The organism is Paenisporosarcina sp. P4_E4_2, from assembly GCF_056401595.1.
Genome location: NZ_JBFUJC010000058.1, coordinates 1 through 12,194 on the forward strand (window position 1 = coordinate 1; position 12,194 = coordinate 12,194).

A 12,194-nucleotide genomic window follows, 5' to 3' on the forward strand; every position below is an offset into this window, starting at 1 on the left:
ACCAAAAAACCCTTGTGGTTTGACGATAGCAAACATATGAATTCCTCCCGCTCACTTACCCGTAATGTTATGTACTTAAGGATATCAAGGAGGCGTATGTAATTAATCCGTCTGCAGACGTAGCAAGAGACGGACGTCAGGAGTGTTTTATCTAAGCTTCATGCAAAATTACAATTTTGAAACAAGTAAAAAACGGGCGTACCCCAAAAGTGTTATACACTAATGGAGTACCCCCGTCATTCAATAAAACGTTATATCCTTACACTGTTTGGTTATCGATTGCTTCATTGTACATATCAGTATCCAGCTCGCCTGTTATTTTAGAAGTCGTAACACCTGACACCATAGCGCCACTTACATTTAGCGCTGTACGTCCCATATCAATTAAAGGCTCGACTGAAATTAGTAACCCGGCTAATGCAACAGGTAAATCCATTGCGGACAATACGAGAATAGCAGCAAAAGTTGCGCCTCCGCCAACCCCAGCCACGCCGAACGAACTAATGGCTACAACAGCAATCAACGTTAACAGGAACATCGGCTCTAATGGATTTTGTCCTACTGTTGGCGCAATCATGACCGCAAGCATCGCAGGATAAATACCTGCACAACCATTTTGGCCAATGGATAATCCGAATGAACCTGCAAAATTAGCAATACCTTCTGGTACACCTAAACGAGTAGTTTGAGCATTGATTGTCAGTGGTAAAGTACCTGCACTTGATCGTGAAGTGAAAGCAAACAATAATGGTTCAGCTGCTTTTTTCACATAAGTGAATGGGTTTAATCCAGAAAGTGAAACGATCAATAAGTGAATAGCAAACATAATAATCAATGCGACGTATGACGCAATGACAAACTTACCTAAATCATAAATGGCATCAAAATCAGACATGGCAACGGTGCGTGCCATAATGGCCAAAATTCCATATGGCGTCAAACGTAAGATGATTTTCACAACACGCATGATCCATGCATACACTGCATCCACAGTGCTTTTTAGTACAGCCGCATGTTCTTCTTCTTTTCTAGCTATTCCTAAATAAGCGAAGCCTAAAAATGCAGCAAAAATGACAACAGCAATAGTGGAAGTCGGTCGTGCACCTGTGAAATCAAGGAATGGGTTTCCTGGTAACAAATCAACAATCTGTTGTGGCAATGTTAGATCAGCCACTTCTGCCGTACGCATTTCAATGTAAGCGCCGCGCTCCGTTTCAGCGTCTCCGCTCACAATTTGGGAAGCATCTAAATCGAATACAACCGCTGAAAGGATTCCGACTGCAGCAGCAACTGCTGTAGTACCAATCAATAAGCTTAAAATAAGGCCCGTCTTTTTGCCGAAATTTTTCCCGATTGTAATCTTGGTAAAGGCTGAAAGGATGGAAATGAACACTAATGGCATAACAATCATTTGAAGCAATTTGATGTAACCATTTCCAACTAGATTGAACCATTGGACTGATTCACTCAGTATTTCAGAATCTGTCCCATATACATAGTGTAAAACTAGACCATATGCAATCCCTAAGCCAAGTCCTGTGAACACCCTTTTTGAAAATGAAATATGCTTCCGTCCCATGTATATAAGAAGTCCAATTAAGAGTAGCAATATGGCGGCATTGATAAAGATAAATAAATAATCCAAAATAATCCCCCCTGCTCATAATAAAGTCACCACAGCCAAAAGCTTAAGGAGTCGAGAAACATTCATTTAACTGTTCGATTTTTCACCCCCTTCTTTCTTATGTTACTTTAAGCTATACTTAAATATGACCAAATCAGTTTATTTAGGAGGGACTATATGGCTGCCAATTTACTCGGCATCGGCTTTTCCGCCATTATCATACTTAATATTTTTCTAGCCATTGTGTTAATCTTCCTTGAGCGGCGAGATGCCTCTTCAACATGGGCATGGTTGATGGTCTTATTTTTTATTCCTATCCTAGGATTCATTCTTTATTTGATGTTGGGTAGACAATTACGTAAAAGGCATTTATTCCGATGGGAAGGTCGCAGTAAAATCGGGATTGATAACTTGATAGATTATCAAATTGATGCAATCGAAGAAGGAACTTTTGAGTATCGTCTTGACGATTCCCAAGACTACCAAGATATGATTTACATGCACTTGCGTAACAATCATGCTGTACTGACACAGGATAATGCATTGACGATTTACAATGATGGAAATGAAAAGTTTTCCGCTTTATTAGAAGACCTGGAACACGCGAAAGACCACATTCATATTCAATATTATATTTTCCGTTTAGATGGTCTCGGTCGTCGCATCTATGATGTACTCATTAAAAAGGCAAAGCAAGGCGTGAAGGTCCGTTTACTTTTTGATGATATGGGCTCACGGGGAGTTCGTAAAAAACATTTCAAGGAACTTATGGATTTGGGTGGCGAAGTGGAAGCATTTTTCCCTTCGATCATGCCGCTCGTTAATCCTCGAATGAATTACCGTAATCATCGCAAAATCGTTGTAATTGATGGACGCGTCGGCTATATTGGTGGATTTAACGTTGGAGACGAGTATTTAGGATTAGATCGCAAATTCGGCTATTGGCGCGATACACATTTACGCATTGAAGGCAGTGCCCTTCACCCTTTGCAAACAAGATTTATTTTGGACTGGAACCAGGCGGCATCGAAGGAACAGGATATCGAATACTCCGATCGTTATTTCCCTGCTATTCCTTTGAAAGGATCAGTCGGCTTGCAAATTGTTTCAAGTGGACCTGATTCAGAGTGGGAACAAATCAAAAATGGTTATTTGAAGTTAATTACAATGGCTAAGAAATATATTTATATTCAATCACCTTATTTCATTCCCGATGCGAGTTTTATGGATACACTTCGCATTGCTTGTCTATCCGGTATTGATGTACGGATTATGATTCCAAATAAACCTGACCATATGTTTGTTTACTGGGCGACTTACTCGTACGTCGGCAATCTAATAAAAGCAGGGGCAAAAGTATATATTTACGACAATGGTTTCCTGCATACGAAAATGATTGTAGTCGACGATGAAGCCTCTACTGTTGGGACAGCAAATATTGATGTACGCAGTTTCAAATTAAACTTCGAAGTGAATGCCTTTATTTATGATCGGGAAACTTCCCATCAATTGGCTGAGTTATTTGAGCAGGATATGTTGTTATCCAGGGAGTTAACATGGGAACTTTATGAATCCCGGACAAGAATAATTAAATTGAAGGAGTCTTTCTCCAGACTTCTATCTCCTATTCTTTAATAATGACTACTTTAAAACCGGCATGAAGATAATTTAATCTTCATGCCTTTTTATTTGGTGCAACGGACTCAACACTATTAAAAGCCCCTATTTTATATGCACTCTATCCGTTCTGTGCTATTATGTACGATGTAACAAAATAGGAAGAGGTTCGCAAACTCCCTCTATAAAAAACTAAGGTGAAAACTGTTGCTTAGCATTACAGTTTTTTGTGCTTAATCAGCCCCAATTCAGTTCATGCATCCGCCGATTCGCTCGGTGACTGCCATTTTCATGTTTATATGTGATGTTCGAAAACTGAATCACCTAAATAGAGATGTCGAATACTCATTCTTCAAAAGGAGAAATGAGCAATGAAACAAGGAAAAGCAGTGGTCGTCTTTAGTGGTGGCCAGGACAGTACCACTTGTCTACTGTGGGCTTTAACACAGTACGAAGAAGTGTATACAGTTACGTTTGACTACGGTCAACGACATATCGAAGAAATTACATGTGCAGAAGAAATTGCCAAGGAATTAAACGTGCCATTTAAAGTGTTGGATATGACACTAATCAACCAGCTATCTGCCAATGCACTTACCAGAGATGACATTGCAGTAACCGATGCAGTCGATGGTGAATTGCCATCAACATTCGTCCCAGGAAGAAATCATTTATTCCTATCATTTGCGGCCGTTTATGCTCAGTCAATTGGGGCACGCCATATCATTACAGGCGTTTGTGAAACTGATTTCAGTGGATACCCAGATTGTCGTGATGTATTTGTAAAAGCACTTAATGTTTCCATTAACCTGGCTATGGATACTTCACTTGAATTCCAAACACCATTAATGTGGTTGAATAAAGCGGAAACATGGAAACTCGCTGATGAATTAGGCGCGTTGGATTTTGTCCGCACCAAAACACTCACTTGTTATGAAGGAGTTCGCGGGGATGGCTGTGGCGAGTGTCCGTCATGCGTATTGCGCAAAAATGGGTTAACAACTTACCTTGAAGAAAAACAAGGGAGTGCAGCCCAGTGATTCAGCAATTTTACCCACAAACACCTCATACTTACCGATTTGAATTAAACAAAGATATGCATTTGTCTGCGGCGCATTTCATTCCACATGCCGACGCGGGCAACTGCCAATATATGCACGGCCATACGTACTTCATCAACATTACGATTGCTGGAGACGAACTGGATGAAATGGGTTTTCTTATTGATTTCAAAGTGATTAAACATCTCATTCACAAAAAATATGATCATACAGTGCTGAATGATCATCCAGAATTCAAACAGAATAACCCTACGACCGAACAAGTAGCTCAAGTGATTTGGACGACCATCCAACAGAAATTGATGACTTTGTCCAACCAACCAAAATGTATTCAAGTTGTGGTTCGTGAAACCCCTACCAGCTATGTTGTGTATCGTCCGAAAGCGGAGGATCTGCTATGAAAATACCTGTGATGGAAATATTCGGACCCACCATACAAGGTGAAGGAATGGTCATTGGACAAAAGACGATGTTTGTCCGTACGGGCGGATGTGATTATTCATGTTCATGGTGCGACTCCAAATTCACTTGGGATGGAACCGGTAAAAGTACTGCAATGAAAGCAGAGGAAATCATTTCTTCACTCAAAGAAATCGGCGGAGACGCTTTTTCACATATAACGATTTCAGGGGGCAATCCTGCTCTTCATAAAGGGTTGGGTGAATTCATCAACCAATGTCACGAGCAAGGATGGAAAGTGGCCATTGAAACACAAGGATCATTTTGGCAAGACTGGCTAACAGAAATCGATGATATCACGATTTCCCCAAAACCACCGAGCTCGCTAATGGTGACTGATTTTAACAAACTTGATACTTTCATGATGAATTTAAAAGACTCCCATATCAGTCTGAAGGTTGTCGTTTTCAATGAAGAAGACTTTGATTTTGCAGAAATGGTACACATGCGTTATCCGGCCGTTCCTTTCTACTTGCAGGTCGGAAATGAAGATGTACTAACCGTCGATGATCAAGCATTGGTTTCGACTCTATTGACCCGATTTGAATGGCTGATTGACCGTGCCATGAAATCTACTATTATGAACGATGCTAAAGTATTGCCCCAATTGCACGCATTAGTTTGGGGAAATAAACGCGGTGTCTAACTAGGAGGAAATAAGATGAGTGGCCGTCAAAAAGAAGATTTAGAAGGAATCAGTTTATTAGGCAATCAAAATGTACAATATGATTTTTCATATAATCCCGGTGTGTTGGAATCATTCGATAACAAACATCCATATAGAGACTATTTCGTGAAGTTCAATTGCCCGGAGTTCACTTCATTATGTCCAATCACTAGCCAGCCCGATTTCGCTACGATTTATATCAGTTATATTCCTGATATTAAAATGGTCGAAAGTAAGTCCCTAAAATTATATTTGTTCAGCTTTAGAAATCATGGAGACTTCCATGAAGACTGCATGAATATCATCTTGAACGACTTGGTTGAATTGATGGACCCACGCTACATCGAAGTTTGGGGCAAATTTACTCCGCGTGGCGGTATCAGTATTGACCCTTATACGAACTATGGAAAACCTGGTACCAAATATGAAGAAATGGCTGCACATCGCATGATGAATCACGACATGTATCCAGAAACGATTGATAATCGTTAATATATAACCAAGAAAAAGACACTCAGAAATTTGAGTGTCTTTTTTGATTCAGGCTTTTTTAAACTATTCGGTTAGCTAATATAGATATAAAAATAGAGAGGGACTCATCTCCCTTTCCGCGGACGAACCGGCAAGCGCAAATGTACGATAAACAACAGGATAGTTTAACATAGACTATTTATTATTCTTCAAACCGAACCTTTACTCTTACCAAATCTTGAATGCTTCCATCATTGGCACTTCGTGTATAGACTCTTAATTCACCTGTAGGCGTGGAGGGTTTAAGCTCGAATTGAGCATTGGTGGAGAATTCAGCATATTCAGGTCCGGCTGCACGTGCCGTTATGCTTTTCTCCTTGGATACCACATTTCCTTGTGTGTCCAAGATGCTATAAAGTACATTTGCTTCAAAAGCCCTTGCCATTCCTTGAATTAAGCCACCTGATTGAAGTACATCCCCTGGCAATGGATGTAGGACCAGTATGTTGCGGGAAGCAGGTAACGGCATAAGTAAGCGATAGCCAAGATACAGCACTTCAGGGGAAAATCCTGCCCGACGTTCATTCGCTCTAATTATTTTTTCCAGAGACACTCCTGTTTGACTGGAAATTCGCGATAATGAGTCTCCACTAGATACTTCATATATGAATGCCGGGACACGAATGACTTGGTTTGAAAAAATAAAATTGGGATTCGCTATCTGTGAGTTAATGCCAAATAAAAGGTCTGTAGACACAGAAAACCGTTGTGCTATGGAAAACAAAGTGTCACTTGGGGAGACTACGTAATACACTTCATTTTGAAAACCGAATCTTCCCCCCGGAATTATGAGTAATTGACCGGGAAAGATCAAGCCAGGATCGGTGAAGGGCGGATATAGGGAGTTTGCTTGTTCAATAGCAGCGACTGTACTGCCAAAACGCCTGGCAATGCTGTACAGGGTATCACTAGGTTGAACCGTATAGACATATTGGGTATTTTCACTAACCGTCATGTATGAACTCCTTTTACCCCATCTTATACATTGGTACGCAAAGTGGTTCCCGGAAAAGCGTAAGGTTAGACACTTTACACAGCCTCCAGATTAAGGATAACTACATTAACATATCGATACAAAATAAAAAGAAGAGGAACGAATCCTCTTCTTTTTATRGATCTAAATATTCTTCCAGCGTCTGTTTATGTGTAAACATATCCGTAGCAGGCTCTACTCCTACATAACGGAAATGCCATGACTCGTGCATATAGCCCGTTACTTCTTCTTTCCCAAGTGGATATCGCATGATAAACCCATACTTATGGGCATTACTTGCAATCCATTGGCCTGCTGGTGTTTTTCCAAAAGAAGCAGAAGCCCAGTGCTTTTCAAAGTTTCTCTCTCCGATATCAAAAGCCAAACCTGTCTGATGCTCAGAGTATCCAGGGCGTGCACTATACTGATCTGCAGCTTGTTGACCGTCTTTCGAAACATATTGATTATATAATGTCTCCTGTCGCTCAAAAGAACGGAACGTACTGAATGCTACCAGTTCAAAGCCATCAAGTTTAGCGGCAGCTGCCATTTGATCGAAAGCTTCACGGGCCTTTGAATCTTCGCCTTTATTGTAGTCTGTCGGTAATGGATAGTGTTTATTTGCAATAACAAACCCTTCTACGAGTGTCGGGGTTGATGGATATTTTTGATTTGGTATATATTCATCGCTTGCTGGTTTTTCAACTGGTGGTGATGGACTTTCTTTCGGCTCGACTGGTGTTTCAGTCTTTTCCGGTTTCTTTGGAGGGACAGTTTCTTTAGGCAGTTCCGGCTTTTGAGTTTGATTTGGATCTTCATTTACTTCATCCACCTGTTTGTCCGTACTATGTGATGGTTCAGGTTCATCTGTTTTTTGAAAATTCATAGCAGTTATACTTTCATCCAGACTCCAGTTGTGTAATCCCATCCAAACCACAGGTGCAAGTAATACAAGGGAACCTAGAATAACAGCGAGGACAATTGGCCAATTCTTTTTATCTTTTTTATTAAAACGGTATTTTGGAGATTGCATGAGAAGCCTTCTTTCATTTTACTTATATTTATTTTACCATTAAATTGTTTATAGATGACACCCATCAATATTTTTTCGCTATAATACATTAGACTATTGAAATAGATAAGAGGTTTCATTTATGATAAATTCGCAAAAATGGTTATCTACTAATTTCTTCGCCTTCTTCTTTACATGGGGCGTATTCCTCCCCTTTTGGACAGGCTGGTTAACAACGGAAAAAGGACTTTCCGTTTCTCATGCAAGTCTTATTATGGGGGCAGGAATGCTGGCGCGTGCCATATCTACATTTGTGTTATTTCCTGCAGCTACGAAAATCTTCTCTCTTCGTGTAGTGATGATGTGGACGGCATTTTTGTCATTGTTGGTCATGGCATTGTATATTCCCGCCAACACATTCGTGTCATTACTACTTATCACTATTGCTTTTAATTTCGTTTATCCAAATTTGCTTCCTGCGATGGAAAGTAGCGCGTCGGTTTTAATTCAAAATGAACAAATACATTACGGAAAAAGTCGTTCCTTTGGTTCAATTGGCTATACGGTAGGTCTCTTACTCATCGGAGCGGTTGTAGCTATATGGTCGGAACAGGCTATTCTATGGGTTATGTTGGCTGGACTTGCTTTTATGTGGATTTTGCATACGCGTCCAGCTCCTGTTTCTCTTACCGTGAAACACAAGTCTATTGATGGAGAAAACAGAAAATCCAATTTCAAACGTTTACTTTCTTCCAAACCTTTTGTAACCGTGTTGATCCTTGCTATATTACTCCAAGGAGCCCATGCTTCCTATTACAACTTTGGTTATATCTACTTACAAGATCTTGGCGTGAACAGTTTATATATTGGGTTAGTTTTAAATGTCGCGGTTCTTTTGGAAATTTTATTTTTCACTAGAGCAGACAAACTCTTCGCCAACACCAAAGTGTCTACCATGTTTTTGATTGCTGGCATCGGATCCACTATTCGTTGGGTCTTGATCTATCTTTTCCCCAACGTTTGGGTATTTAACATCTCTCAGTTGCTTCACGCTGCTTCTTTTGGTGTGGCGCATTATGCCTTTATCCAGTATATTTCAAGGAGTCTATCTCCCAGTGACATCCCTGCGGCTCAAGGAATGTATGCCGCATTTGCCTTTAGTTTAAGTACTGCTATATTGACGTTGGCAGGCGGATATTTATATGAAATTCATCCAGGGGCCGCTTTCTTGGGCATGACGTTATGTTCCATTCCATCCATCGTTATCGTACTGCTTACAAGAAAAAAGTTCTCATATTAAAAACTTTTTTCATTAGACGGACAGAAAACTATCTTGCAATACGAATCATATAGTAACAAAATCGAGACAGGAGTGTGTCTATATGTCACGAATCTCAAAGTTCGACGTGCTACTATTAATGCATCAATTAGATGAACTCTTAGAAAACCGTAAAGAAGATAGAACCCGAGACAAAAACAGAGACAATAAACAGAAAAACGTTCGCAACCGTTAAAGGTTACGAACGTTTTTTATTTGAGTACTCCACAAGCAATTCGATCTCCCGAGTTCCCTGAAGGATCCGTCACATAATCATCTGCTTTTTCATGAATCACTAATGCACTTCCATCATCATCAAGTAATGAATTTGATTTTCCTTTTTCTAGTGTCACATGCGGAGAAGTARTTTCTAAATCTACTTCGCCATTTTCGTTCACGGTCAAATTAGGAAGGTCTCCGGCATGAAACCCTTTGGGATTCTCAAAACCATGTTGTTTTTTTGCAGGATTCACATGACTTCCTGAAGTTGTAAACTTCGGATATTCACACTTTCCTACTTCATGGAAATGAACTGCTTTGACTCCTGGTGTTAGTCCTTTCAGCATTAGATGAATTCTAACTCCCGATTCTGTTTCGGTTAACTCTGCTGAACCTATTCCTTTACCAGTGGCATCTACAATAGTGGTTGCAAGTGAATGTTCAATCACACCACTTACTGGAATTGAATCATTTTGGGGAATGCATCCTGATGTGAGTATAGCAACACATACTATCATCCATTTTTTCATCTAAAAACCTCCATGCATGAATATAGTCTCTCATTAGCATGATGGCTTAAAATTTATAGTTTATACACTTTTAAAGAAACATCATTAAAAGTGTTACGAAAAACGCAATTACAAACAATATGGCTACCGATTTCATCCACTTAGCCTCTTTGCCAAATCCACTTTCTTTTAACTTCATCGCACGATAACCATTCGTTATGGCGAATATCGCGGTCATGAACAAAACAGCCATGTTAATGTTCCCTTTAATAATAAATACAATGGCCAATATACTTAAAACGGTCATGAGTAAACCGATTAACCAATTAGTCTTCATCATGCTCTCTCCTAGAAAAAAAGTCGGGGCAATGTGCCACCGACTTTTTCATGTTATTCTTCTAATGCTTTTTCAGGATGATTCGAGTAAAACTTGCGTCCTAAATAGGTTTGGAATATTAACAGTAAACCACCAACTGTCCAGTAAAGTGGTAGAGCTGCCATCGATGTAAATGACACGAACATAATCATGATTGGTGAGATATACACAAACATCTTCATTTGCTGCTTTTGTTGTTCAGGAACGGTCCATAATGACACTTTTGCTTGTAAGAAGTAAACAGCACCTGCAATCAACGTCATGATAATATCAGGTGATCCCAAACTATACCATAAGAATTGATGATCCTTTACTTCTGGAGAATGCAAAATCGCAAAATAAAGTCCCATAATGATTGGCATTTGTATCAACATAGGCAAGCAACCCATATTTAATGGATTTACATTATGTTTACGGTAAAGTCCCATCATCTCTTGCTGTAACTTCATTTGCTCTTCTTTGTCTTTCGATGCTTTAATTTTCTTTTGGATTTCATCCATTTCTGGCTTCATTGCATCCATTTTGACTTTCATGCCTTGTTGATTTTTATAGTTACGCAACATTAAAGGCATTAATATAAGTCGAATCAATACAGTAATCGCAATAATAGCTAAGCCGAAACTTCCGTTAAACAAATCACCAAAAAAGTTAAGCGAATATTCAAAAGGGTATACTAAAAAGTCATAGAAAAACCCTTCCTTATTTTCAACACCCGAACAACCACTTAAAACTACGGCAGCCATCACAAGCATTGACAGTAATCCGATTTTTTTCTTCACTAGGTTCACCTTCATCTTTTAAACTATAGAAAAGTATACCTTATATGACTACCAAATTTCAAATCCAGAGAAAAAAGAGTCGTATGGACGACTCTTTAAACTGTTGTTGGTAATGTAAACCTAAAATATTCATGTTCTTTTTGGTCACGAAATTGTTTAGGAGTAACCTCTGTATATTTCTTAAATATTCGGGTGAAATAGCTCTGATTGCAGAAATGATATTGTCTTGAAATCGCTGAAATACTTTTGTTTGTATGGCGCAAATAGTATTGTGATTCTTCCACACGTCTGACATTTAAATATTCTACCAGCGTAATCCCAACATGTTCCCGGAAAATTCGTGATAGGTGGCTCGTGCTGACTTGGAAATGCTTTGCAATATCTTCTACTGTCAATTCGGATTCTACTTCCTCGTTAATAAACAAAATTACTTTATTTACGGTTTGATGACTGAAGGTAGGTTGTTTTCTTTCGGAAATTACGGACACAAAAAAATCGATTAAATCATCTGCAAATTGAAGGAATGCCGCGTCACTCATATGAAAATCAATCATTTCGATACAGGCTGCATTAAAAGCAAAAGCCTTTTTTGAAGGCACTTGGTTTTCATATAATTTCCTCGCCATAATGGATGACAGCACATTGAAGTAATTTTTAACTCCACGAATCGTCTGCTTACCTGCTCTCAGAGATATTAGATCGATAATTAGATGCAAGGTTTTCTTTGCTTGTTCCGTTTCCAAATGGTGAATTTCATACAAAAGCTTAGCTTCCAATTCAAAGAAATCATCTATTCCTTCAAACTGAGAGGATATTTCAATTTCACTCATATATTTTTTAGCTATTGTTTCACTGCCTGTTGATTGATTTAACTGCATAAAAACTCACCACCCGTATTTCACCATATTAGTTAACTATATAATTAATTGTCATCTATGAATATAGTTTTATTACTTTTTTATTTTTTGTAAATTTTCTGTAATATTAGGTATTTTATCACATCTGTACGACATGCTCCATCAAAAGAAACAAGAGACATTTAATATATT

Annotated in this window: 14 protein-coding genes and 1 riboswitch; of the genes, 7 read left to right on the top strand and 7 right to left on the bottom strand. The window is 39.0% G+C overall.

Going from position 1 to position 12,194, the window contains the following annotated elements; all coding sequences use genetic code 11:
- Positions 1-259: 259 nt before the first annotated feature.
- A complete protein-coding gene (locus AC1DSB_RS06600; RefSeq protein ID WP_081637845.1) occupies positions 260-1,579 on the bottom strand; it encodes an L-cystine transporter in 1,320 nt (439 codons plus the stop codon).
- Positions 1,580-1,801: 222 nt separating this feature from the next.
- On the opposite strand from AC1DSB_RS06600, the gene cls reads away from it, so the two are divergent.
- The 5 genes from cls to queF all read left to right on the top strand — a co-directional run bounded on the left by cls (position 1,802) and on the right by queF (position 5,920).
- Complete coding sequence (cls, locus tag AC1DSB_RS06605) at positions 1,802-3,259, top strand: cardiolipin synthase (protein WP_477530967.1); 1,458 nt, start codon at positions 1,802-1,804, stop codon at positions 3,257-3,259.
- A 140-nt stretch (positions 3,260-3,399) separates the two neighbouring features.
- Positions 3,400-3,443, top strand: a riboswitch (PreQ1 riboswitch).
- A gap of 169 nt (positions 3,444-3,612) precedes the next feature.
- Complete coding sequence (gene queC / locus AC1DSB_RS06610) at positions 3,613-4,281, top strand: 7-cyano-7-deazaguanine synthase QueC (protein ID WP_016429733.1); 669 nt, start codon at positions 3,613-3,615, stop codon at positions 4,279-4,281.
- On the top strand, positions 4,278-4,703 hold the full coding sequence (gene queD / locus AC1DSB_RS06615) for a 6-carboxytetrahydropterin synthase QueD (RefSeq protein WP_016429732.1): 426 nt from the start codon (positions 4,278-4,280) through the stop codon (positions 4,701-4,703). The genes queC and queD overlap by 4 nt, the downstream gene beginning before the upstream one ends.
- Entirely contained in the window at positions 4,700-5,407 is a 708-nt protein-coding gene (gene queE, locus AC1DSB_RS06620; RefSeq protein ID WP_477530966.1) for a 7-carboxy-7-deazaguanine synthase QueE, read from the top strand. The genes queD and queE overlap by 4 nt, the downstream gene beginning before the upstream one ends.
- Before the next feature lie 15 nt (positions 5,408-5,422).
- A complete protein-coding gene (gene queF, locus AC1DSB_RS06625; protein ID WP_016429730.1) occupies positions 5,423-5,920 on the top strand; it encodes a preQ(1) synthase in 498 nt (165 codons plus the stop codon).
- Positions 5,921-6,101: 181 nt separating this feature from the next.
- Here queF and AC1DSB_RS06630 read toward each other — a convergent pair whose 3' ends face one another.
- Both AC1DSB_RS06630 and AC1DSB_RS06635 read right to left on the bottom strand, forming a co-directional pair.
- Complete coding sequence (locus AC1DSB_RS06630; RefSeq protein WP_477530964.1) at positions 6,102-6,914, bottom strand: LysM peptidoglycan-binding domain-containing protein; 813 nt, start codon at positions 6,912-6,914, stop codon at positions 6,102-6,104.
- A 154-nt stretch (positions 6,915-7,068) separates the two neighbouring features.
- On the bottom strand, positions 7,069-7,965 hold the full coding sequence (locus AC1DSB_RS06635) for a M15 family metallopeptidase (protein ID WP_477586180.1): 897 nt from the start codon (positions 7,963-7,965) through the stop codon (positions 7,069-7,071).
- Positions 7,966-8,086: 121 nt separating this feature from the next.
- Between AC1DSB_RS06635 and AC1DSB_RS06640 the strand changes: the two genes are divergently transcribed.
- Positions 8,087-9,244, top strand: coding sequence for a 3-phenylpropionate MFS transporter (locus AC1DSB_RS06640; RefSeq protein WP_477530962.1), 1,158 nt, complete (start codon positions 8,087-8,089; stop codon positions 9,242-9,244).
- An 82-nt stretch (positions 9,245-9,326) separates the two neighbouring features.
- Positions 9,327-9,458, top strand: coding sequence for a hypothetical protein (locus AC1DSB_RS06645; RefSeq protein WP_016429726.1), 132 nt, complete (start codon positions 9,327-9,329; stop codon positions 9,456-9,458).
- A gap of 16 nt (positions 9,459-9,474) precedes the next feature.
- On the opposite strand, the gene AC1DSB_RS06650 is transcribed toward AC1DSB_RS06645, so the two are convergent.
- From AC1DSB_RS06650 to AC1DSB_RS06665, 4 genes are all read right to left on the bottom strand, one after another.
- Complete coding sequence (locus AC1DSB_RS06650; protein WP_477586182.1) at positions 9,475-10,011, bottom strand: superoxide dismutase family protein; 537 nt, start codon at positions 10,009-10,011, stop codon at positions 9,475-9,477.
- A gap of 70 nt (positions 10,012-10,081) precedes the next feature.
- On the bottom strand, positions 10,082-10,327 hold the full coding sequence (locus AC1DSB_RS06655) for a hypothetical protein (RefSeq protein WP_477586184.1): 246 nt from the start codon (positions 10,325-10,327) through the stop codon (positions 10,082-10,084).
- A gap of 53 nt (positions 10,328-10,380) precedes the next feature.
- A complete protein-coding gene (yidC, locus tag AC1DSB_RS06660) occupies positions 10,381-11,145 on the bottom strand; it encodes a membrane protein insertase YidC (protein ID WP_036660322.1) in 765 nt (254 codons plus the stop codon).
- Between the two features lie 95 nt (positions 11,146-11,240).
- Positions 11,241-12,023 (bottom strand): helix-turn-helix transcriptional regulator, encoded by a 783-nt coding sequence (locus tag AC1DSB_RS06665; protein ID WP_016429722.1) that lies wholly within the window; start codon positions 12,021-12,023, stop codon positions 11,241-11,243.
- Between the last annotated feature and the right edge of the window lie 171 nt (positions 12,024-12,194).

Excerpts from the sequence above, each read along its gene's own strand:
- AC1DSB_RS06665 (WP_016429722.1), bottom strand. The coding sequence starts at position 12,023 with ATGCAGTTAAATCAATCAACAGGCAGTGAAACAATAGCTAAAAAATAT.
- queF (WP_016429730.1), top strand. The coding sequence starts at position 5,423 with ATGAGTGGCCGTCAAAAAGAAGATTTAGAAGGAATCAGTTTATTAGGC.
- AC1DSB_RS06655 (WP_477586184.1), bottom strand. The coding sequence starts at position 10,327 with ATGAAGACTAATTGGTTAATCGGTTTACTCATGACCGTTTTAAGTATA.
- queE (WP_477530966.1), top strand. The coding sequence starts at position 4,700 with ATGAAAATACCTGTGATGGAAATATTCGGACCCACCATACAAGGTGAA.
- cls (WP_477530967.1), top strand. The coding sequence starts at position 1,802 with ATGGCTGCCAATTTACTCGGCATCGGCTTTTCCGCCATTATCATACTT.
- AC1DSB_RS06645 (WP_016429726.1), top strand. The coding sequence starts at position 9,327 with ATGTCACGAATCTCAAAGTTCGACGTGCTACTATTAATGCATCAATTA.
- AC1DSB_RS06640 (WP_477530962.1), top strand. The coding sequence starts at position 8,087 with ATGATAAATTCGCAAAAATGGTTATCTACTAATTTCTTCGCCTTCTTC.
- AC1DSB_RS06600 (WP_081637845.1), bottom strand. The coding sequence starts at position 1,579 with ATGGGACGGAAGCATATTTCATTTTCAAAAAGGGTGTTCACAGGACTT.
- AC1DSB_RS06630 (WP_477530964.1), bottom strand. The coding sequence starts at position 6,914 with ATGACGGTTAGTGAAAATACCCAATATGTCTATACGGTTCAACCTAGT.
- queC (WP_016429733.1), top strand. The coding sequence starts at position 3,613 with ATGAAACAAGGAAAAGCAGTGGTCGTCTTTAGTGGTGGCCAGGACAGT.